This window comes from Stenotrophomonas sp. NPDC077421 (assembly GCF_049545505.1).
In the GTDB taxonomy this organism is placed as follows: domain Bacteria; phylum Pseudomonadota; class Gammaproteobacteria; order Xanthomonadales; family Xanthomonadaceae; genus Stenotrophomonas; species Stenotrophomonas nematodicola.
In genome coordinates, this window is the sequence record NZ_JBMWDP010000013.1 from 19,093 (window position 1) to 40,715 (window position 21,623).

Annotated in this window: 19 protein-coding genes; 9 read left to right on the top strand and 10 right to left on the bottom strand. The window is 68.3% G+C overall.

Annotated elements, in window-relative coordinates:
* Nucleotides 1-64: 64 nt before the first annotated feature.
* From ACPEH1_RS09035 to oleC, 3 genes are all read right to left on the bottom strand, one after another.
* Nucleotides 65-220 (bottom strand): DUF1328 domain-containing protein, encoded by a 156-nt coding sequence (locus ACPEH1_RS09035; protein ID WP_136006707.1) that lies wholly within the window; start codon nt 218-220, stop codon nt 65-67.
* Nucleotides 221-281: 61 nt separating this feature from the next.
* A complete protein-coding gene (gene oleD / locus ACPEH1_RS09040) occupies nt 282-1,292 on the bottom strand; it encodes a 2-alkyl-3-oxoalkanoate reductase (protein WP_136006709.1) in 1,011 nt (336 codons plus the stop codon).
* The gene (gene oleC, locus ACPEH1_RS09045; RefSeq protein WP_136006711.1) at nt 1,289-2,944 is read right to left on the bottom strand and encodes an olefin beta-lactone synthetase; all 1,656 of its coding nucleotides are present in this window, start codon (nt 2,942-2,944) and stop codon (nt 1,289-1,291) included. Before oleC ends, oleD begins: the two co-directional genes overlap by 4 nt.
* A gap of 102 nt (nt 2,945-3,046) precedes the next feature.
* On the opposite strand from oleC, the gene ACPEH1_RS09050 reads away from it, so the two are divergent.
* Nucleotides 3,047-3,472, top strand: a complete 426-nt coding sequence (locus tag ACPEH1_RS09050) for a YkgJ family cysteine cluster protein (RefSeq protein ID WP_017355517.1) — start codon at nt 3,047-3,049, stop codon at nt 3,470-3,472.
* Nucleotides 3,473-3,521: 49 nt separating this feature from the next.
* Here ACPEH1_RS09050 and ACPEH1_RS09055 read toward each other — a convergent pair whose 3' ends face one another.
* The 4 genes from ACPEH1_RS09055 to ACPEH1_RS09070 all read right to left on the bottom strand — a co-directional run bounded on the left by ACPEH1_RS09055 (nt 3,522) and on the right by ACPEH1_RS09070 (nt 8,906).
* A complete protein-coding gene (locus tag ACPEH1_RS09055; RefSeq protein WP_017355518.1) occupies nt 3,522-4,412 on the bottom strand; it encodes an alpha/beta fold hydrolase in 891 nt (296 codons plus the stop codon).
* A gap of 61 nt (nt 4,413-4,473) precedes the next feature.
* Nucleotides 4,474-5,490, bottom strand: a complete 1,017-nt coding sequence (locus tag ACPEH1_RS09060; protein WP_017355519.1) for a 3-oxoacyl-ACP synthase III — start codon at nt 5,488-5,490, stop codon at nt 4,474-4,476.
* 112 nt (nt 5,491-5,602) lie between these two features.
* Nucleotides 5,603-5,920 carry a DUF4156 domain-containing protein gene (locus tag ACPEH1_RS09065; protein WP_017355520.1) on the bottom strand — a complete coding sequence of 106 codons (318 nt, stop codon included), beginning with the start codon at nt 5,918-5,920 and terminating at the stop codon, nt 5,603-5,605.
* 100 nt (nt 5,921-6,020) lie between these two features.
* A complete protein-coding gene (locus tag ACPEH1_RS09070) occupies nt 6,021-8,906 on the bottom strand; it encodes a M16 family metallopeptidase (protein WP_423715675.1) in 2,886 nt (961 codons plus the stop codon).
* A gap of 372 nt (nt 8,907-9,278) precedes the next feature.
* Here ACPEH1_RS09070 and ACPEH1_RS09075 point away from each other — a divergent pair, with 372 nt between their 5' ends.
* Both ACPEH1_RS09075 and trmL read left to right on the top strand, forming a co-directional pair.
* Nucleotides 9,279-9,746 carry a hypothetical protein gene (locus ACPEH1_RS09075; protein WP_136006716.1) on the top strand — a complete coding sequence of 156 codons (468 nt, stop codon included), beginning with the start codon at nt 9,279-9,281 and terminating at the stop codon, nt 9,744-9,746.
* A 43-nt stretch (nt 9,747-9,789) separates the two neighbouring features.
* Nucleotides 9,790-10,269: a tRNA (uridine(34)/cytosine(34)/5-carboxymethylaminomethyluridine(34)-2'-O)-methyltransferase TrmL gene (gene trmL / locus ACPEH1_RS09080; protein WP_017355523.1), complete on the top strand. Its 480-nt coding sequence runs from the start codon at nt 9,790-9,792 to the stop codon at nt 10,267-10,269.
* Between the two features lie 33 nt (nt 10,270-10,302).
* On the opposite strand, the gene ACPEH1_RS09085 is transcribed toward trmL, so the two are convergent.
* The gene (locus ACPEH1_RS09085; RefSeq protein ID WP_136006718.1) at nt 10,303-11,466 is read right to left on the bottom strand and encodes an acyl-CoA dehydrogenase family protein; all 1,164 of its coding nucleotides are present in this window, start codon (nt 11,464-11,466) and stop codon (nt 10,303-10,305) included.
* A 119-nt stretch (nt 11,467-11,585) separates the two neighbouring features.
* Here ACPEH1_RS09085 and ACPEH1_RS09090 point away from each other — a divergent pair, with 119 nt between their 5' ends.
* The 3 genes from ACPEH1_RS09090 (at nt 11,586) to ACPEH1_RS09100 (ending at nt 14,386) form a co-directional block, all read left to right on the top strand.
* A complete protein-coding gene (locus ACPEH1_RS09090; RefSeq protein ID WP_017355525.1) occupies nt 11,586-12,086 on the top strand; it encodes a GNAT family N-acetyltransferase in 501 nt (166 codons plus the stop codon).
* A 229-nt stretch (nt 12,087-12,315) separates the two neighbouring features.
* Nucleotides 12,316-13,992: an electron transfer flavoprotein-ubiquinone oxidoreductase gene (locus ACPEH1_RS09095; protein ID WP_017355526.1), complete on the top strand. Its 1,677-nt coding sequence runs from the start codon at nt 12,316-12,318 to the stop codon at nt 13,990-13,992.
* 7 nt (nt 13,993-13,999) lie between these two features.
* Nucleotides 14,000-14,386 carry a c-type cytochrome gene (locus ACPEH1_RS09100; protein WP_051008582.1) on the top strand — a complete coding sequence of 129 codons (387 nt, stop codon included), beginning with the start codon at nt 14,000-14,002 and terminating at the stop codon, nt 14,384-14,386.
* A 10-nt stretch (nt 14,387-14,396) separates the two neighbouring features.
* On the opposite strand, the gene ACPEH1_RS09105 is transcribed toward ACPEH1_RS09100, so the two are convergent.
* Nucleotides 14,397-17,996: an ATP-binding protein gene (locus ACPEH1_RS09105; RefSeq protein WP_313242735.1), complete on the bottom strand. Its 3,600-nt coding sequence runs from the start codon at nt 17,994-17,996 to the stop codon at nt 14,397-14,399.
* A gap of 78 nt (nt 17,997-18,074) precedes the next feature.
* Between ACPEH1_RS09105 and ACPEH1_RS09110 the strand changes: the two genes are divergently transcribed.
* The 3 genes from ACPEH1_RS09110 (at nt 18,075) to ACPEH1_RS09120 (ending at nt 20,356) form a co-directional block, all read left to right on the top strand.
* Nucleotides 18,075-18,713, top strand: a complete 639-nt coding sequence (locus tag ACPEH1_RS09110) for a response regulator transcription factor (RefSeq protein WP_017355529.1) — start codon at nt 18,075-18,077, stop codon at nt 18,711-18,713.
* Between the two features lie 151 nt (nt 18,714-18,864).
* A complete protein-coding gene (locus ACPEH1_RS09115; protein WP_423715676.1) occupies nt 18,865-19,533 on the top strand; it encodes a hypothetical protein in 669 nt (222 codons plus the stop codon).
* Nucleotides 19,534-19,783: 250 nt separating this feature from the next.
* The gene (locus ACPEH1_RS09120) at nt 19,784-20,356 is read left to right on the top strand and encodes an Ax21 family protein (RefSeq protein WP_026070692.1); all 573 of its coding nucleotides are present in this window, start codon (nt 19,784-19,786) and stop codon (nt 20,354-20,356) included.
* 228 nt (nt 20,357-20,584) lie between these two features.
* Here ACPEH1_RS09120 and ACPEH1_RS09125 read toward each other — a convergent pair whose 3' ends face one another.
* Nucleotides 20,585-21,610: an NAD(P)H-dependent glycerol-3-phosphate dehydrogenase gene (locus tag ACPEH1_RS09125; RefSeq protein WP_017355554.1), complete on the bottom strand. Its 1,026-nt coding sequence runs from the start codon at nt 21,608-21,610 to the stop codon at nt 20,585-20,587.
* Nucleotides 21,611-21,623 lie beyond the last annotated feature (13 nt).

A 21,623-nucleotide genomic window follows, 5' to 3' on the forward strand; every position in this document is an offset into this window, starting at 1 on the left:
CACGCGCGGCAACGCGCGTTGCCCGGGTACCGCGCCGGAGAGAAGGCGCGGGCCGGGGGGCGCACTATCCGCGCTTGCGGAACATCGACACCACGGCCAGGATCAGGAACACGACGAACAGGACCCAGGCGATGCTGCTGGCGGTGCCGGCGATGCCGGAGAAGCCCAGCACTGCAGCGATGATGGCGATGACGAAAAAGATTACGGCGTAGTGCAGCATGTCTATCCTCGCGTGATGCGTGCCGGATTGGCGTGCTGCCATCGTTACCGACCGGCGGTGTTCAGCAAGTGACGGGAAGTTCGCCGCGCGATGAAGCCTTCAGCCTCGTGAGCCCTTCGTCAATGCTCACGACAGGCACGTAACCGAAGTCGCGCCGCGCCGGTTCCATGCTGTACCAGTGCGGCGTGCACAGCTGTTCGGCGAGGAAGCGCGTCATCGGCGGCTCGCCGCGCAGCCGCAGCAGCGGCCACAGCCGCTCGGCCACCGCACCGATGCGGTAGGCGGTCTTGAAGCTGATCGACTTCTCCACGGCCGGTGCACCGACTGCCGCCAGCAGCTTGTTGAGCAGCTCACGCATCGGCAGCGGCTCGCCGTTGGAAATGAAGTACGCCTTGCCGGCACACGCCGCGCCGGGCGCCAACGCGTCGAAGGCGAGGAAGTGGGCGAGCGCGGCGTTGTCGATGTAGGTGGTATCGACCTTGTTGAGGCCATCGCCGACGAAACGCAGGCGGCCGGCGCGCGCGCGTTCGGCCAGGCGCGGTACCAGCTGCTGGTCGCCCGGCCCCCAGATCAGGCGCGGTCGCAGCGCCACGGTGGCCAGGGAGGCATCGTTGGCGGCGAGCACGCGCTGTTCGGCGATGGTTTTGGTGGCCGCGTACGGCGCCTGGAAGTCTTCGCCGTACGGCACCTCGTCCGCGCCGAGCCCTTCCACCGGATGCGTGGCGCGGTGGGTCACGCTGGGCGTGGACGTGTAGACCAGGCGGCCGACGCTGTGCGCACGGCACGCCGCGATCACGTTGTCGGTGCCCACCACGTTGGCCTGGAAATAGCTGTCGTAGCTGCCCCACGCACCGGCTTTGGCGCCGTTGTGGAACACCGCATCGACGCCGGCCACGGCGTGCCGCACGGCATCAGGGTCGGCGAGGTCGCCGCGGATCTGGCCGACCCCCAGCGCCTGCAGCGCCGGGTAGTGGCTGCGGTTGAAGGCGAGTACCTGGTGGCCGCGCTCGACCAGGCCGCGGCACAAGGCCTGGCCGAGGAAACCACCGCCGCCGGTGACGAGGATCTTCATGCGTGCTGTTCCATTCGGGTGGCGGCCCAGATCGCCAGCTTTTCGCGGCCGATCTTGGCGTTGTGGCGGATATCGACCGGGAAGGCCGGATGCGGCAGGAACACCTCGATGCGTGCGGTATGCGCGTGCGCGGCCGCTTCGACCCGCAGCTGCTCGCGCAGCGCAGGCGAATCGGCGACGCCGGGCTGCAGTTCATAGCACAGCACCGGGCGTTGCCGTCCGGCCGCACCGACACCCACCAGCGCGGTTCGCGCGATACCCGGCAGCGCATTGAACACCGGCTCCACCTGCTCGGTGTAGAGCGGCCCCTGCACGGTCTCCACGCGCTGGGTCTTGCGCCCGCAGAACCACAACCGGCCCTGCGCATCGAAGTAGCCGACATCGCCCATGCGGTGCACCACGCGCGTGCCCCCCCCGGGCAGGGGTTCGACGATCTTGGCCGCGGCGGTGGCCTGCGGCCGGTTGAAGTAGCTGTCGGTCGCGGTGGGGCCGGCCACCGTGATCTCGCCGACGCTGCCCGCGGGCAGCACGCGCGCCTGCGACCACTCGGCCAGCGGGGCGTCGTCAATGGCGATGATGCGCACCTCGTTGGGCGCCACCACTGCACCCACGCAGGTACCTGCGCCGGTCTCGGTGGCCGCGCGCGTGCTTTCCAGCTCGCGGCCCTCGATCACCGCCACGGGCAGGCACTCGGTGGCGCCGTAGGGCGTCCAGAACTGCGCCTCGGGCGGCAGCAGGCGCCGGATCCGCGCCACCACGTCCGGCGGCACCGGCGCGCCGGCCGAGGTCACCCGGCGCACGGTGGGCAGCGGCTGGCCGTGGTCGGCCAGTACCCGCATCAGCGCCGGCGAGCCGAACAACTGGGTGACGCCGAACCGGGCGATCGCGTCATGCAGCTTGCGCGGATCAGCCTTGGCCGGACGCGTGGGGTCCATGTCCGGAATCACCGAGGTCAACCCCAGCGCCGGATCGAACAGCGCGAACGGCGGGAAGGTGGGCAGGTCCACGCCGCCAGGCTCCATGCCGAACGCGGCGCGCAGCAGGTCGACCTGGCCGACGAAATGGCGGTGGCGGTAGACCACGCCCTTGGGAACGCCGGTGGAGCCGGAGGTGAACAGGATCGCGGCCACGTCCTCGCCGTCGGTGTCGGCCATCGGCTGCGGCGCGCGCGCGCCGGCCGCCTCCAGGCGTGCCAGGGTGGTGCCGCCCCAGCCCCAGCGCCGGCCAACAGTGACCTGGATCGTCGCCGAGGGGCACCAGCGCAGCACCTTGCGCGCCACGTGGGCCAGGCCGATGCCGATGAAGGCCTGCGGCTGCGCTTCGTCCAGGCACTGGCGCAGCGCGCGCCTGTCGATGCCCGGGTCGACCAGCACCGGCACCGCGCCGTTCCTGAACAGCGCGAACATCAGCAGGAAGAACTCGGGCGACGGCCGCACCATGACCACCGCGCGCACGCCGCGGCCAATGCCGTAGGCGGCCAGCCCGGCAGCCATCGCATGGCTGCGGGCATCCAGGGTGCGGTAATCCAGGGTCACGTCGTAACGGGCCATGCCGCCGGGGCCGGGCTTTCCCGGGCAGCGGATGGCGATCTGGTCGGGGCGCTCGCGGGCCAGCTCGGGCAGGCGGGCGGCGATGTTGGTGGCGCTGTTCATCCGTTCATTGTCGCCGCTGCAGAAAATTCTTGCGCGCCGGGCGGCAGCGTGGAAAATTCGCGCCCTTCCCTCCTGCTTCCTGCCGCCCAAGGCCGGCGCCCCATGCCCCATCCCTGCCTGACCTGCGGCGCCTGCTGCACCCAGTACCGCGTGGCCTTCCACTGGATGGAGTCCGACGAGGTCACCCCCGGCGGCGTTCCCCACGCGCTGACCCAGGTCCTGGACCCGCACCGGCTGTGCATGCGCGGCACCCTGTCCAAGCCGGTCTACTGCGTCGCGCTGGACGCGGAGATCGGGGTGTACTCGCGCTGCAGCATCCATCCCAACCGGCCCAGCGTGTGCCGCGAGGTGGATGCGTCATGGGAATACGGCAAGGCCAGCCCACAGTGCGACAAGGCGCGCATCGCGCACGGCATGCCGGCACTGACGCTGGCGGACTGGCGGTGGCGCGATGACGCGGGCAACGACGACGACCACCCGGACGACAACGGCAATTCGCCGGCACCCCAGGCACCGATCGCGGCGTGAAGCGGGGCCCTGGGGGTGCCGGCCCGCGGCCGGCACTGCCTGGCGTGCCTTACAGCGGGTTGGCGTCCAGGAACGCGCGGATCTCCGGCACCAGCACCTCGTGCTTGTCTTCCAGCACGTAGTGCCCGGCATCCTCGAAGGCATGCACCTGCGCCTGCGGCAGCGCGGCCTGGAACCCGGCCAGGAAATGGTGGTCGAACACGAAATCGCGCAGGCCCCAGCCGATGAACGCCGGGCGGTCGGCGAACGACGGCAGCGCCTTGCCGGCACGCTCGAGCAGCGACCAGGCCTTGTCGGCCGGGCCCAGCGGAATGTCCTGCATGAAGCGGATGGTGCTGATCCGGTTGGCGTAGCTGTTGTACGGCGACACGTACGCACGACGCACATCGGCCGGCATCTTCCGCTCCACGCCGAACCACGACGCGCCGGCGGAGAACGCGTTGAAGGTGCGGATGATCCACTCGCCGATCGACCAGTGCCGGCCCAGCGCGATCTGCCAAGGCATCTGCTTGGCGGCGGGCATCGGGAAGGCGGCGGTGTTGAGCACCACCAGGCGCTTGACCTGGTCGTGGTGCGACAGCGCCCAGCCGAAGCCGATCATGCCGCCCCAGTCGTGCACGGCCAGGGTCACCGGGCCGGTGATGCCCAGGTGGCGGAGCAGCGCGTCCAGATCGTCCACCCGCGATTGCAGCGTGTAGTCGTAGTGCGCGTCATCGGGCTTGTCCGACAGGCCCATGCCGATGTGGTCCGGCACGATGCAGCGGTACCGGTCCGACAGCCCGGCCACCAGCGTGCGCCAGTAGTAGCTCCACGACGGATTGCCGTGGACCATCACCACCACCTCGCCGTCGCGCGGGCCTTCGTCGAGATAGTTCATCGACAGGCCGGGGCGCACCTCGACGCGATGCGGATGGGCGGGGTAACCGGGAAGCTTGGACATCGGGTCGCACCTGTAAAAAGGGCCGGAAGTACCGGCCCTTGGAGTCAACGCAGGGGTCTGTTTACCAGACCACTTCGGCCATCGAGCAGTTCAGGCCCGAGCCGATGCCGAGCAGGGCGATGCGGTCGCCCTTCTTCAGCTTGCCGAGCTGCTTGAGCTTGCTCAGCACGATCGGGACCGAGGCCGGGCCGATGTTGCCGTGCTCGCCGAAGATGGTCATGACCTTCTTCGGGTCGATGCCGAAGTTCTTGATGAACGCGGCGGTGTGCGGCTGGCTGACCTGGTGGATGACGAACTGGTCCAGCTCGTCCACCGCCCAGCCCAGCGCTTCGCGCGCGGCGCCAAAGGTCTTCTGCGCCAGCTTGATGCCTTCGATCAGCAGCATGCGGGTGTCGGTGACCATGCGGTCCAGGTTGCCGCGGCACAGCTGGTTCCACTCGGTGGCCGAACGCGTCACGCCACCGCGGTAACGCGGCGCATCGGGCACCAGTTCGGTGCGTGCCATCACCATCGCGGCGGCACCGCAGCCCAGGGTCAGGGCGGCCATCTCGTTGCGGAAGTCATCGGCGGTGACGCCCGGCAGGGCCATGCGCTCGAGGGTCTTCTCGTACACCAGGTTGGCGGTTTCGCCATCGACGATCAGCGCGTAGTCGATCTCGCCGCGCTCGAGCATGCGCGCCGCGATGTCCATGCCGTTGATGAAGGCCAGGCAGGCGTTGGCGACGTCGAAGGTCATGCACTCATCGCCGACGCCCAGGTTGCCCGAGACGATGCTGGCGGTGGACGGCTCCAGGTAGTCGCGGCTGACCGAGGTGTTGACCAGCAGGCCGATCTTGTCGGCACCGATCCCGGCATCTTCCAGCGCCTTGCGCGCCGCCAGGGTGGCCGCGTCGGAGGCCAGCATGTCCGCGTCCCACAGGCGACGGGCATGGATGCCGGCGATGTCGCCGAGCACGTCGGTACGGATACCCAGACGATCCAGCGTCGGCTGCAGACGTTCGTTGATTTCCTTGGACGTCAGCGTGTGCGGCGCGTCGATGTGCGCCAGGCCGGCGATAGAGACATTCTTGAAGAGCATCAGTTAGCGCCAAGGCTCAGGCAAAGGGGGCGCTATTGTAAGCCGGCGCCGCCTTCACCGCACCTTTACGAATTCACGCCCGGGCGTATGGTCCGCCCCGGGTGTGAAGGGTTCAGCGTGGCGGGCACTGGAAGGCCAGGAAACGCTGGCTGCCATCGGCCGGCAGGCCGGCCGCCTGAACGGCATTGGCCCCGGCACTGGGGGCCTCGTTGCGGGCCAGGGTTTCCAGCTCGTCCTGCACGCGCAGGGGGTTGCGGTTGTAGAAGCCGACCTTGCTCTTGACCGTCACCACCACCTCGCCCTTGCTCTGGCAGCCACTGGGCACTGCCCCGGCCGGGAGGACGCGGACGGTCTTGCCGACCGGTTCGATCGGCACCCAGGTGCAGGCGGTGACGCTGAGGATCAGGGCGGACAGGAGCAGATGGCGCATGCGGGAAGCCTTGCAGGACGACGAAGGGGATTGTGCGGGAAACGGCTGAATCGGCTGTGATCACCGCCCTGTCGCCAGGGCGGTGATCCTCCAGGCCGGCTTAGCGGGCCTTGGGCGTGGCCACCGGAGCGGCCGGCGCGGAGGCCTTCACGGGCTTGCCGTCGGCGTCGATCACGGTGACCTCGCCCAGGTTCAGCGCGCGGACCGGTGCCTCGGTCTGCTTCAGGTCACCGACCACGATCCAGGTCAGGGTCTTGGGATCGAGCGTGGCCGCGGCCTGCTGCACCTGCGCCGGGGTCATCGCCTCGATCTCGGCCTTGCGCTTGAACACGTAGTCGTCCGGGCGCTTGTAGCTGACGATGCCGCTGATGGTGCCCAGCACCGCGCTGGCGGTTTCATAGGCGCCCGGCAGGCTCAGGGTCTGGATGTTGCGGATGCGCTCGACCTCGGCCGCAGTGGCCGGCTTGGCCGCGCTGGCGAACTCGGCGATTTCCTTCTGCATCTCGGCGATCGACGGGGCGGTCTTGTCGATCTGGACCGGGGCACGCGCCGTCCACGGGCGCTGGCCCAGGGTGTTGCTGGCGTTGCTGCCGGCACCATAGGACCAATGCTTCTGCTCGCGCAGGTTCATGTTCAGGCGCGAGGTGAAGTCGCCGCCGAGCACGCCGTTGGCGATGTCGAAGCGGGTGGTGCCGGCGTCCATCGAGGACGGCACCACCTGGGCGGCGAACAGGTTGGCCTGCACGGCGCCCGGCTGGTCGATGAGGAACACGCGGGTTTGTGCCGGACGTGCCACATCCACCGGGGCCTTGATCTGCGGCGCGGCGCCGTCGGCCTTCCAGTCGCCGAACTGGCGTTCCAGCAGCGGCACGATTTCCTTCAGCGTGGTGTCACCCACAACAATCAGGGTGCCCTGTTCCGGACGCAGCCACTGGGCGTGGAAGTCCACCAGCTCGGCGCGGGTCAGGGCCTGGATGTCGGCCTCGTTGCCGCTGCCGGTGAAGGGAATGGCATACGGATGGCCGGCGCCGTACAGCAGCGTCGGCAGCACGCGCATCGCCGAGGCGCTCGGGTTGACCTTCTCCTGGCGGATGCCGGCGATCCAGCTGGCCTTGATGCGGTCGATCTCGGTCTGGTCGAAACGCGGCTGGCGCAGCATGTCGGCATAGAGCGCCAGCGACGGCGCCAGGTTTTCCTTCAGGGCCGACAGGTACACGCTGGTGTTGTCCAGCGAGGCCGACGCGTCCAGCTTGGCGCCCAGCGCATCGGCGGCATCGGCGAACGGCAGTGCGCCGCGCTCGCCGGCACCTTCGGTCAGCATGCCCATCGTGAAGTTGGCGGTGCCGGACTTGCGGCCCTGGTCGGCGGTGAAGCCACCGGGGAACTCATAGCTGAACTGGACCACCGGGATGTCGTGGCGCTCGGCCAGGATCACCTTGGTGCCGTTCTTCAGCGTGGCGCGGTGCAGCTGCGGGAACTTCAGTTCCGGGAAGGTCTTGGTCTGCGGCACGCCGGTGCTGCGGTCGACGCCCTTGGGCAGGGTGGTGTACCTGGCGTCCACGGCCGGCACGGTGAACGGCTGCGGGGTTGCCGACGGCAGTTCCGGCAGGGCCACGCGCGCGCCCGGCTCGACCACGATGGTGTGGTCGCCGGTGCCCAGCCACTTGGCGCCCACGGCGCGCACGTCGGCGGCGGTGGCCGCGTCGATGTTGGCCAGCGACTTGCGGAAGCAGCCCGGGTCGCCTTCGAACACGGTGCATTCGGCCAGCGCGTCGGCCTTGCCGCCGAAGCCACCGATGCGCTCGATGCCGCGGATGAAGCCGGCGCGGAAGGCCGTCTTGCCCCGGCTCAGTTCTTCGGCCGTCGGACCGTCCTTGAGCAGGCGCTTGATTTCCTCATCGATGATGGCCTCGACCTTGGCCGCGTCCACGCCCTGCTTGACGCTGGCGACGATCATGAAATTGGAGCCCAGCTGCGAGCTGTAGGCGCCGGCGCTGATGTTGTCCACCAGCTGGTCCTGGTGCACCAGGCGCTGGTCCAGACGCGAGGACTTGGCGCCGCCGAGCACCTGCGCCAGCAGCTGCAGCTGGTCGATGTCGGTGGTGCCGACCTGGGCCACGTTCCAGGCGCGGTAGATGCGCGCCTGCGGCACCTTGTCGGTCATCACTTCGCGGGTGGAAGCCGGGCGCTTGGCCACGTCCACCTTCGGCTGGGCCATGCTCGGACCCGCCGGGATGTCGCCGAAGTAACGGGCAACCTTTTCCTTGGCCGTGGCCACGTCGATGTCGCCGGCCAGCACCAGCACCGCGTTGTTCGGGCCGTACCAGGTACGGAACCAGGTCTTGACGTCATCCAGCGAGGCGGCGTTGAGATCGTTCATCGAGCCGATCACGCTGTGGTGATACGGGTGCCCTTCCGGATACAGCGCGCGGTTGAGCTTTTCCCACACCTGGCCATAGGGCTGGTTCTCGCCCTGGCGCTTTTCGTTCTGCACCACGCCGCGCTGTTCGTCGAGCGCGGCCTGGTCGATCGCGCCAAGCAGATGGCCCATGCGATCGGACTCCATCCACAGCGCCATGTCCAGCGCGGTGGTGGGCACGTTCTCGAAGTAATTGGTGCGATCGGTGTTGGTGGTGCCGTTCTGGCCGGTCACGCCGACCTGCTTGAAGGGCTCGAAGTACTCGCCAGCGTGGTTCTCGCTGCCCTGGAACATCAGGTGCTCAAACAGGTGCGCGAAGCCGGTGCGGCCGGCCGGTTCGTCCTTGCTGCCGACGTGGTACCAGATGTTGACCGCGACGATCGGCGCCTTGCGGTCGGTGTGCACCACCACCCGCAGCCCGTTGGGCAGGGTGAACTCTTCGAACGGAATGTCGACCTTGGCCACCGCAGCCGGCTTGGCCAGCACCGGTGCCGGGGCAAGCGCGCCCAGCGCGGTGGAAAGGGCTACGGCCAGCAGCGCAGCGCGCGGGCGGAGTTGGACGGTCATTCCTGTTCCTTGGTCATGAAAGTGAAGGCCGATGCTAGCGCGAGCGCCCGTCGAAAGGCATCCGCCAACAGTCATTGCCGGTGTCCAGGGCTGCGATGCGGTGTCCGCGCCGGATGACGCGGACAGAACGGCGCGGTAACGGACAGGTGTCCGGACAGCGGACACTCACCGCGACCCAAAAATCCCTTTCAAATCAATACGTAAAAGTTGGCACGAAGCCTGCTTTGTCCTAAGTGCCCCTTGGGGAACCCAGCCTAAAGCTGACTGATGGCTGAACAAACAAAGAAAAATGCAGATTGTTCTTGCAAGCCCAGATTCGGTGTACTACCTTACTACCACACCACTGCTCACCAACACTAAACAGGACCCGCCATGAACACCAAGACCCTCGCCATTGCCATCGCCATCGCCGCCAGCACCGCCTTTGCCGGCAACCTGCAGGCCGCCTCGGCCATCACCACCCTGGACACGGTGCAGGTGCGTCCCTCCGCCGACCAGATCGCCCAGGCCAACGTCGAGCGCAACAGCACCATCCCCACCCTGGCCGTGGTCGAAGTCCGCCCGACCGCCGGCATGATCGCCGAGTACCGCGCCGAGCTGACCGCCAACCGCCGCGTCACCACCCTGGCCACCGTCGACGTCCGTCCGACCGCCGAGCAGTACCAGGCCCTGGCTGCCGAAGAAGCCGGCAACCGCGACTACGTGGCCGCCCTGACCGCTGCCGCCACTGCCGTTGCCCGCGACGTGATCGTCAACCTGCCGACCCTGCACGTGCGCCCGAGCCCGTCGGACCTGCAGGCCCTGGCCCTGGAAACCGCCGCCTCGGTGCTGGTCCGCTGATTTCCGGCTGCGAACCTTCGCAGCCGCGGCGTACACTGCGCCGATGACTGCCTCGCCTACGTTCCACGTCGTCCTGTTCCAACCCGAAATTCCGCCGAACACCGGCAATGTGATCCGCCTCTGCGCCAACACCGGCGCGCGGCTGCACCTGATCGAGCCGCTCGGTTTCGACCTGAGCGACAAGCAGCTCAAGCGCGCCGGCCTGGACTATCACGAATACGCTCGACTGCAGGTACATCCCGACCTGGATGCCGCCCTGCAGGCCATTGCCCCCAAGCGCCTGTTCGCCCTGAGCACCCGCGGCAGCGTGCGTTATGACACCCAGCCGTTTGAAGACGGCGATGCCTTCCTGTTCGGCCCGGAAACCCGCGGCCTGCCCCAGGACCTGCTCGATTCGCTGCCGCACGGCCGCCGGCTGCGCCTGCCGATGCAGCCGGGCAACCGCAGCCTCAATCTGTCCAACACCGTCGCGGTGGTGATGTACGAAGCCTGGCGCCAGAGCGGATTCGCCGGCGGCCAGTAGGCCTGTGCCAACCAACCGTCGGCCCGGTGGCCTTCAGAACGCGTTGATGCCGGTCAGCTCGCGCCCGATCACCAGCTGGTGCACGGTCTCGGTGCCCTCGTAGGTGATCACCGATTCCAGGTTCAGCGCATGCCGGATCGCCACGTGCTCGGTGGTGATGCCGGCGCCGCCGAGCAGGTCGCGGCATTCACGCGCGATGTCGATCGCCATCCGGCAGTTGTTCCACTTGGCCAGGCTGACCTGCTGCGGCTGCAGCTGCCCGGCATCCTTCAGGCGTCCCAGCTGCAGCGACAACAGCTGCGCGGTGGTGATCCGCCGGGCCATGTCGGCCAGCTTGATCTGTGCGCTCTGCGTGGCGGCCACCGGGCGGCCGAACAGCACGCGCTGCTTGGTGTAGTTCAGCGCTTCGTCCAGGCACGCCACCGCCGCACCGATCGGCCCCCAGCTGATGCCGTAACGCGCCTGGTTGAGGCAGCCCAGCGGACCCTTCAAGCCCTGCACATTGGGCAGGCGGTTGCGCTCGGGGACACGCACATTGTCGAAGAACAGCGCGCCGGTGAGCGACGCACGCAGGCTCATCTTGTGCTTGATTTCCTGGGTGCTGAAACCGGGCATGCCCTTTTCCAGCACGAACCCCTGGATGCCGTCCTCGGTGTGCGCCCAGACGATGGCGATATCGGCCACCGGCCCACTGGTGATCCACATCTTGCTGCCGTTCACCACCCAGTCGCCGCCATCGCGCACGGCCCGGGTCTTCATTGCCGCCGGGTCCGATCCGCCGTGCGCCTCGGTCAGCCCGAAGCAGCCGATCACCTTGCCGGCGGCCATGTCGGGCAGCCAGCGCAGGCGCTGTTCCTCGCTGCCGTAGGCGAAGATCGGGTACATGCACAGCGAGCTCTGCACCGACACGAAACTGCGCAGCCCGGAGTCGCCACGTTCCAGTTCCTGGCAGATCAGCCCGTAGCTGACCGCATTGAGGCCACCACCGCCGTACTGTTCGGGCAGGCTGGAGCCGAGCAGGCCCAACGCCGCGATCTCGGGGATCAGTTCGTCGGGGAAGCGCCCCTGGTCGAACGCGTCGCCGATGATCGGCAGGACCCGTTCATCGGTGAAGCGCGCCACCGTGGCCTGTACGGCACGTTCCTCCTCGGTGAGCAGGGAGCGGACATCAAACAGGTCGTACGGATTCAGTGACATGGCTACCCGGGGCATCGTGGCGGTGGAACACGGCGCCCATTGTGGTCCCTGCGCAGGGGCAGGCCAAGGCATGCCGCAGCACGGCCTACAATGCCCATGTCACAGCAGAGGAGCCGGACATGCAGATCCGCGCGGAACGCCCCGACGACATCGACGCCATCCATGCCCTCACCCGCGAGGCCTTCCAGGACGCGCCCCACAGCAGCCACACCGAGTCGTTCATCGTCGATGCGCTGCGCCGGTCCGGTGCGCTGTCGGTTTCGCTGGTTGCCGAAGAGGGCGCGGCGCTGCTGGGCCACGTCGCGCTGTCGCCGGTCGAACTGAGCGACGGCAGCACCGACTGGTATGGGCTCGGCCCGATCTCGGTGCTGCCCGCGCAGCAGGGCCGTGGCATCGGCAGCGCCCTGATGCAGGCCGCCATCGATGCGCTGCAGGCCCGCGGCGCTGCGGGCTGCGTGCTGCTCGGCGATCCGGCGTATTACGCGCGCTTCGGCTTCGAGGCCGATCCGCGCCTGCGGCTGCCCGGCATTCCCGCCGCGTACTTCCAGTCGCGGCGGCTGCGCGGTGACAGTCCCGATGCCGACGTGCGCTACCACGCCGGTTTCGATGCGACCGGCTGAGCCGCGCAGCGCCATACGCTGCCACCACCCGTTGAATTGATGCGGCGCACCATCCGACGTTGCGAGCTGCGGGGCCCACCGCGCCACCGGTGGCGACCTAGGCGGAATCGTCGCGTGCCGGTACCCTGACAGCTTGATCCAGCAGTTGCGCGGTGCAGCCTCGCGCGATTCCCAGGCAACCGCCGCCGGCCTTGGCCGGGTCGGCACTACCCAAGAGTTACGCACCCCGATGAGCGAAGAAACCACCGCCCTGCCCCCGCGTGAAGCCATGGAATTCGACGTGGTGATCGTCGGCGCCGGCCCCGCCGGCCTGGCCACCGCGATCCGGCTGCGCCAGCGTGCCATCGAGGCCGGGCGCGAGCTGTCCGTATGCGTGCTGGAGAAGGGCTCCGAACCCGGCGCGCACATTCTGTCCGGTGCGATCATGGATACCCGCGCGCTGACCGAACTGTTCCCCGACTGGGCCGAGCGCGGGGCACCGCTGAAGCAGAAGGTCACCCGCGACGAATTCCTGTTCCTCAGCCCGGACGGCGCGCGCAGCACGCCCAACGCGCTGCTGCCGGAGTGTTTCCACAACGAAGGCAACTACATCATCAGCCTGGGTGAAGTGACCCGTTGGCTGGCCCAGCAGGCCGAGGCGCTGGACGTGGCGATCTTCCCCGGCTTCGCCGCCGCCGAGGTGCTGTACGACGAGACCGGTGCGGTGATGGGTGTGGCCACCGGCGACATGGGCATCCGCAAGGATGGCACGCACGGTCCCAACTTCGAGCGTGGCATGGAACTGCATGCCCGCTACACGATCTTCGCCGAAGGCTCGCGCGGCCACCTTGGCCGCCAGCTGATCGCGCGCTACCAGCTCGATGCCGGCAAGGATCCGCAGGCCTACGGCATCGGCATCAAGGAACTGTGGCAGATCGACCCGGCCAAGCACGAACCGGGCCTGGTCGTGCACACCGCCGGCTGGCCGCTGGACAGCGACACCTACGGTGGCTCGTTCCTGTACCACGCCGACGGCGGCAAGGTCGCGGTCGGTTTTGTGGTCGGTCTGGACTACCGCAATCCGTGGATGAGCCCGTTCGAGGAGTTCCAGCGCTTCAAGACCCATCCGGCGATCCGCAAACACCTGGAGGGTGGCAAGCGCATCGCCTACGGCGCGCGTGCGATCACCGCCGGCGGCCTGCTGTCGCTGCCCAAGTCGGTCTTCCCCGGCGGCGCGCTGGTCGGCTGCGAAGCGGGTTACCTCAACGCGAGCCGCATCAAGGGCAGCCATGCGGCGATCAAGACCGGCATGCTGGCCGCTGATGCCGCGTTCGATGCGCTGACCGAAGGGCGCCAGCGCGACGAACTCAGCGCCTACCCCGCCGCGTTCGAGAGCAGCTGGCTGCATGACGAACTCAAGCAGTCCAAGAACTTCAAGCAGTGGTTCAAGAAGGGCCGCACCGTGGCCACGCTGATGACCGGCATCGAGCAATGGCTGCTGCCCAAGCTGGGCATCCGCAACCCGCCGTGGACGCTGCGCCACAGCAAGGCCGACCACGAGTGCCTGGAACCGGCGTCGCAGCACACCCGGATCGTGTATCCCAAGCCGGACAACGTGCTCACCTTCGACCGCCTCAGTTCGGTGTTCCTGAGCAGCACCAATCACGAGGAAGACCAGCCCAGCCACCTGACGCTGAAAGACGCCAGCGTGCCGGTGCGGGTCAACCTCGCCGAGTACGCCGGGCCGGAAGCGCGCTACTGCCCGGCCGGCGTGTACGAGTTCGTCGGCGCCGAGGGCCAGGAGCAGCTGCAGATCAACGCGCAGAACTGCGTGCACTGCAAAACCTGCGACATCAAGGACCCCACCCAGAACATCGTGTGGGTGACCCCGCAAGGTGGCGGCGGCCCCAACTACCCGGCGATGTGATCCGGACGTGTACCGGAAGCGTCTTTCCTGCGTGATCGTGGCCAGCCTGTGGCTGGCCGCCTGCGCGCGCGCGCCGCAGACGCCCGAACAGGTGCACCAGCAGGCACTGCAGCGCGCGTTCGCGATCTGCGCCGGTTGCCACACTGTCAACGCCGGAGGCGTGCATCGCTTCGGGCCGAACCTGCACGGCGTGATCGGCCGCCGCGCCGGCAGTGTCGCCGGCTACCCGTATTCGCCGGCGATGCAGCAGGCCGGGCTGACCTGGAACGAGCAGACCCTGGATACGTTCCTGCGCTCGCCCACGCACGTGGTGCCCGGTACACGCATGGTCAACGCCACCGCCGATCCACAGCGGCGCCGCCAGGTGATCGAGTACCTGCAGCAGCAACGCTGAGACCCGCGCCTCACTGTGCCTGCAGCGCCTGCAGGTAGTCACGGAGCTGGCGTTCGAAGGCCGCCAGCGATGCCTCCACGGCCGGCGTTCCGACCTCTTTCACCTGCGCCATCAGGGCCTGCGCCTGCACTGCCAGGGCATCGGCGCCGAGCGTCCCCAGCCCACCGGCAATGCGATGCAGCACGTCGGTCAGCACCGCCGCATCCTGCGCCTGTACCGCCGAACGGCCGCGCAGCAGATCGGCCTCGGTCGCCTCGCGCATACTGTCGATCAATACCTGCGCCACGTGGCCGGAACCGAACCGGGCCTCGATGGCGGCGCGACCGGGCAGAGCACCCGGCAGCGCGGCCGGCACCGGTGCCGCCGCATCCACGCTGCCGTCGCGGCCGTCGCTGCCGCCTGGCAACCAGCGCAGCAGAATCTGCCGCAGCGTGGCCAGCGCCACCGGTTTGGCCAGCACATCGTCCATGCCGGCCTCACGGCAGCGTTGCACATCCGCGTCCAGGGTACTGGCCGTCAAGGCGATCACGGGCACCCGGGTGGCGCCGCTGTCGCGTTCGCGTTCGCGCAGGCGGCGGGTCATCTGGTACCCGTCCATCACCGGCATGCGGCAGTCAGTGATCACCAGGTGGTATCCGGTGGACGCCAGCTTCGCCAGCGCCTGTTCACCGTCCTCGGCCAGCTCGTGGGCCATGCCGAGCTGCTGCAGCCGCCACTGCATCAGCACCTGGTTGGTGGGGTGGTCCTCCACCACCAGGATGCGGCGCTCCGCCAGCGCCGCCGGCAGCGGTTCGACCTCCGGTACCGGCATCCGCCCGATATCGGCGTGGCCCTCGCCGGGCAGGCGCGGCAGCGTCAGCTCCACCGTCACCCGCGTACCCTCGCCGGGCACACTGTGCATCTCCAACTGGCCATGCATGAGCGCCACCAGCCGCTGGCAGATGCTCAGCCCGAGACCGGTGCCGCCGTACTTGCGGCTTGTGCCCACCTCGGCCTGTGCGAACGGTTTGAACAGCCGCTCGCGCTGTTCGGCGGAGATGCCGATACCGGTGTCGGTCACGACCAGGCGCAACCGCTGTGCGTCGTCCAGGTTCTCCACACAGTCCAGCGTGATGGCGACCTGTCCCTGCTCGGTGAACTTGATGGCATTGCTGAGCAGGTTGAACGCGATCTGGCGCAGGCGCACGCCGTCGGCCAGGTGCAGCGCGGCCACCGCGTCGTCCACCCGGAGCGACAACTGCAGCCCCTTGGCCGAGGCCTGTGGCGCCAGCAGCTGCTGCACATTGTCCAGCAGCGATGGCAGCGCCACCGGACGCGGCTCCAGCGGCAGCGCGCCTGCCTCGATGCGCGAGTACACCAGAATGTCATCGAGGATCTGCCGCAGCATCTGCGCCGAGTCCTCGATCACCTCGATCACCTTGCGCTGCTCGGCATCCAGCTGCGTGTGCGAGAGCATCTCCAGCATGCCCAGCACGCCGCTCATCGGCGTGCGTATCTCGTGGCTCATCGTTGCCAGGAAGTCCGCCTTGGCCGCCGTGGCGCGTTCGGCAGCGGCCTTGGCGTCGGCCAAAGCGTCGGCCTGCGCACGGGCTTCGGTGACATCCACCCAGTACCCGCTCCACAGCACCGCGCCATCCTCGGCGGCATACGGCAGCGCGCGGGCGCGGATCCAGTGCAGCACGCCGCGCGGGTAGGTGCGGAACTCCATATCCAGCCCGGTGAAGTCGAGCGCGGCGCGCTCCAGCACCTGCAGTACGCGCGGGCGGTCCTGCGCGTCGAGCTGGGCCATCACCCGGCTCTCGTCGGCCATCGCCTCGGCCGCGCTCAGGCCGAACATCGCTTCCATGTCACCCACGATGTAGGGCAGCGACAGGCGCCCGTCGGCACCGCGGCGGGCCTGGTAGACAATGGCGGGCAGGTTGTCGGTCACCTCGGCGAGCCGCTGCTCCACACGCCGGCGCGTGGCCACTTCGCGGCGCAGGCGCAGGTAGCCCCAGCCATGCACCAGCAGTGCGGTGAGCAGGATCAGCGCGATCGGCACCGCCCAGCGCACCGCGTCGCGCCAGTCGATGCCGCTGCGGTACTCGGCCGACAGCCAGTCGTTGCGGATGGCCTCGTGTTCGCGCGGGGTCATGTTCACCAGCACGCGGTCGAACGTGGTGGCCAGCGGGGCGTACTGGCGTTTGACCGCGAGCGAGAACTGATCGTTGAAGCCGGCGGGCGCAGCCACATGCAGCTGGGCGGGGTAGCGCTCGCGCACGATGCGGTCGACCAGCGCCAGGTTGCCGACGTAGGCATCGGCATCGCCATTGGCCAGCCGCGCCAGGGCCTGCTCGGCGCTGCGCGCCGGCACAATGCGGGCGTTGGGCGCGTGCTGCAGGATATAGCCGCGCAGCCGGTCCGGATCGGACAGCAGAATGCTGAGCCGGTCCAGGTCGGCCACGTCCAGCACCGACGCGCTGCCGGTGGCGGTCACGATCACGTTGGGCACCGTGATGAAGGGCTGGCTGAACACCCAGTCCGGCCCCAGGTAGGCCGAGTCGTTGGGCATCCCGAGCACCACATCGACATCGCCGCGGCGCGCCTGCTCACGGACCTCGAACCAGTCGTGCGCGGGCACCCGGATCAGGTGGGCGCCGACCATGCGCAGCTGCTTGAGGTAGTCGCCGGCCACGCCGCTGGCATGCCCGTTGGCATCGATGAATCCCAGCGGTGTCGCATTCGGCGCGAACCCCATCCGAAGCGGTGTCGCCAGCACGCGCCGTTCGGCGTTGCCCAGGATCAGCCGAGACTGGGTGGACCATTGCGGGGTACGCAGCCAGCGCCGCGCGATCGTGTCGCGTTCGGCCTGGCCGAGGCTGGCCAGTGCGGTGTCCAGCGCCTCGGCCAACGGCTGCTTGGCATGCGGCACGCCGAAGTGAAGGCGCTCCGGCGGCAGATCGCTGGGGCGCAGCACGCTGATGTCGGTCAGGTGTTCCTGCTCGATCACCGCCGCAGCGACATAGGCGTTTCCTATGTACACATCCGCCTCGCCCCGGGTCACCATCGTCAGCGCCCCGGCGGTGTTGGCCGCGCTCACCTGGCGGGCGGCCGGGAAGCGGGCACGCACCTGGTCGCTGGTCACGAAGGCCTCTTCGGTCACCACGCGCAGGCCGCGCAGGTCCGGGTCGGTGGAGGTGCGGGTGTCATCCGGGCGCGCCACCAGCGCCAGCGGTGCATCCAGGTAGGCCCGGGTGTAGACCATGCAGCGGGTGCGGTCGGCCGTCAGCGCGACGTTCATCACCACGTCGACCTCGCCCCGGCATGCCGCATCCAGCACCTCGGTCCAATTGCGATACAGGCGGACCTGCACCGTCACGCCCAGGCGCTCGGCCACCGCCTGCAGGTAGTCGTAGCCCAGGCCGACCGGCTTGCCCTCCTCGATGGCCTCAAAGGGCGGCCAGCCGCTGTCGTACAGGCCAAGGATGATGGTAGGGTGCCGCTCAAGCCACTCGCTCTGGCGCGGCGGTACCGTCGGCGCCAGGGCCGGGTTGCCTGCAGCGGAGAGCGGCGCCGGCACGCCCAGCACGACGGCCAGCATCAGCACCCAGCGGGCGATCCGGGTACGCATGCGGCCTGATCTCCCTAGAATGAAGTTTCCACCCCAGCACGACCCCACGGGCGGCTGCCTTTGAGGCAATACTAGTCCATGACCCTGCGCATAATCATCGCCGACGACCACCCCGTCGTCCGGATCGGCACCAAGGCCGTGATCGAGACCAGCGGCGTCGGTCGCGTCGTTGCCGAGGCCAGTACCGTCGAAGAGCTGATGCGGGCATTGTCGTCTTTCCCCTGCGATGTGCTGGTCACCGACTACTCGATGCCCGGCGGGCAGCAGGCCGACGGCTTCGCCATGATCGGGATGATCCGCCGCCGCTTTCCGGACCTGCCGGTGCTGATGCTCAGCGTATCCAACAACCTGGCGATCCTGCGGATGGTGAAGTCCACCGGCGTGCTCGGCCTGGTCGACAAGGCGTCTTCGATGGAAGAGCTGCCGCTGGCGATCCAGACCGTGCAGCGCGGCACACCGTACGTCAGCCGCACGCTGAAGGAGCGCATTGACGCGATCGGCACGCAGAGCGTCGATGACGAGGGCCACAAAGAGCTTTCACCCCGCGAAGTGGAGGTACTGCGCCTGCTCGGCACCGGCCTCACCGTCAAGGAGATCGCTCTGCAGCTGCACAAGAGCGTGAGCACCATCAGCCGCCAGAAGGGCGATGCGATGCTGAAGCTTGGCCTGAAGGGCGACGCCGAACTGTTCGACTACCTGCGCGACGGCCACCTCTGAGCGACAGCGCCCCTGATCCGCGCTGCGCGCTTCTGCAATGCCGGACATCGTGCCGGCGTCGCCTGCCACCCCTGGTTACAATCAGCCTCCCCGCCGGGCGCTGCAGGGGCGATCACGGCAGGACATCCACCAGGACGCAACAGGACAGGGAATGAAGATGCGCTTCATGTCGGTATCACTGATCGTCGCCGTGCTGGCGGCCTGCGGGCAGACGCCGGAAACAGCCGATGCGACCGCACCTGCATCGGCACCTGCGGCAGAAGCGACGCCAGTGGCGTCCACGCTGGCCGAGGACGACAACGACATCGAGAAGGGCGTTGATCCGTCGGTATGGGACAACGAAGGCGAGCCGGCAGACGTCACCCCCGGCGACGACATCACGTGCGCCGACGCACCGTTGGCGACCTACTTCTTCACTCTGGTCGGCGGCAACACGGTGGACGACTGCGGCCGCACAGACCCCAGGGTGCTGGCTGCATTCGATGCGCTGATGAAGGACGCCGCGCCCGCCGAATCCACCGATCCGGCGCTGCCGCCGCTGCGCGAGCGTCTGCTCAGTGGGCCCAGCGCACCGGGCAGGCCACTGCAGGTGCAGGACCAGACCTGGTGGTACTACTCGGCCTGCCAGGCGCATCAGTGCAGCACCACCGCGCTGGACATGCTGTACGCGCCGACGCAGGCGAAGCTGGTGGGCCGCCTGGTAACCGACTGCAAGGTGCGGTGGCTGGGCGATCCAAGCGGGGCGCAGCGTGCGCTGATCGAGACGACCCACCCGCTGGACGAGGCCTCGCTGCAAGGCGAAGACGGGTCCTGCAGCTGATACGGCTGCAGGACCGCAACGGTGTACGGAAAGGCCGGGCGGATGCGCGGCCTTTTCTGCTTTCTGCGGGCGCTAAAAAGCGGATCACTCAAGTTCCCTGAATGGCTCGTACATTTATGTACTGCTCAGTTTAATATTCAGGGCCGATTGGGGTGGCTAACGGATAATTCACACCTGTCGCCAGCAGCGCAGCTTCTCCCCTCCCCCGCGCTGCTGGCGATCAAACCAAAATAAAAAAGGTGTCCCGATGATGAAGTCTTCTCTGCTTGCCCTGGGTCTGCTCGCTGCACTGCCGTTCGCTGCTTCGGCAACCGACGGCCTGTCGTACAACTACGTTGAAGGCGGCTACGTGAACACCGATGCCAAGGGCGGCGACGCCGATGGCTGGGCTGCCAAGGGCTCGGTCGCGATCGCGCCGAACTTCCATGTCTTCGGCGATTACAACTCGCAGGAAACCAAGCGCGGCAGCGCCGACGTCGACCAGTGGCGCGTGGGTGTCGGCTACAACTACGGCATCGCGCCGACCACCGACCTGGTGGCCCGCGTCGCGTACCAGAAGTTCGATCCGAAGCACGGCCTGGACTTCAACGGCTACGCCACCGAAGTGGGCGTGCGCACCGCGTTCACCCCGATGATCGAAGGCTACGCGCTGGCCGGCTACGAAGACTTCAGCAAGAAGCACGGCATCAACCCGGACGGCGAGTTCTACGGTCGCGTTGGCGCCCAGGCCAAGTTCAACCAGAACTGGGGCCTGAGCGGCGAAGTGAAGCTGGCCAAGGGCGGCGACAAGGAATGGTTCGTCGGCCCGCGTTTCACCTGGTAATCGGCGTCACGCAGCACCCTGTTGGATGGCGCGGTCTCTCTCCCCTGCGCCACGAAGCCCGGCTCCACGCCGGGCTTCACTTTTTCTGGCCACGCCCTCGTCGGTATGCCACGCCAAACCCAGCGCACGCTGGGTTTCTGCGTTCTGGCCGTTGCGGTCCAGCACGTGATCCATCTCCGGCCGCGCGTGGTCCAAAAAAAACCCCGGCAATGCCGGGGTTTTTCACAATCACTTGAACAGCGTGTCCGGGTATTCCGGTTTCTGTTCGCGTGCCAGCAGCGCACGCAACCCTTCTTCGGGCGTCTGTTCGCCATGCAGCACGGCGCGCACACGTTCGGAGATCGGCAGGTCGATGCCGTGGCGGCGTGCCTGGCGCATGACTTCGTCGGCGGTCTGCACCGACTCCACCACCTGACCGATCTCGCGGATTGCGTCGGGCAGGGATTGCCCCCGTCCCAGGGCCAGGCCCAGGCGACGGTTGCGCGAGAGATCGCCGGTGCAGGTCAGCACCAGGTCGCCCAGTCCGGCCAGCCCCATCAGGGTCTCCGGCTTGGCGCCGATGGCCGCAGCCAGCCGCAGCATTTCGTTGAGCCCACGGGTGATCAGGCCGGCACGCGCGTTCAGGCCCAGCTGCATGCCATCGGCAACGCCGGTGGCCACGGCCAGCACGTTCTTCATCGCGCCCCCCAGCTCGGCGCCGACCATGTCATCGCCGGTGTAGGCGCGGAAGGCCGGGCCGTGCATCGCTTCGGCCACCTGCTGGGCAAAGTCCACGTCGTCACCGTGCACGGTGATGGCGGTGGGCAGGCCCTGGGTGACTTCCTTGGCGAACGACGGACCGGTCACCACGGCCAGCGGCACGTCCGGCCCGAGGACCTCGCGCGCCACTTCGTGCAGGAAGCGTCCCGAACCGGGCTCGAAGCCCTTGGTGGCCCACGCCACGCCTGCTGCGGCGGGCCGCAGCGGTGCCAGCGCGCGCACGGTCTCACCGAACGCGTGCGAGGGCACCACGACCAGGATCCAGGCGGCTCCCGCGACGGCGGCGGCCAGATCGGTGGTCGCGCGCAGCGACGCGGGCAGCGGAATGCCCGGCAGGTAACGGGTGTTCTCGTGGCGCTGGTCGATGGCCTCGACCATGCCGGCGTCGCGGCCCCAGAGCACGGTCGGATGACCGTGCCGGGCCAGCAGGCTCGCCAGCGCGGTGCCCCAGGAACCGGCACCGAGAACGGCGATCTTGTCTGCGTGGCTGCTCATCGGAACGAACGCA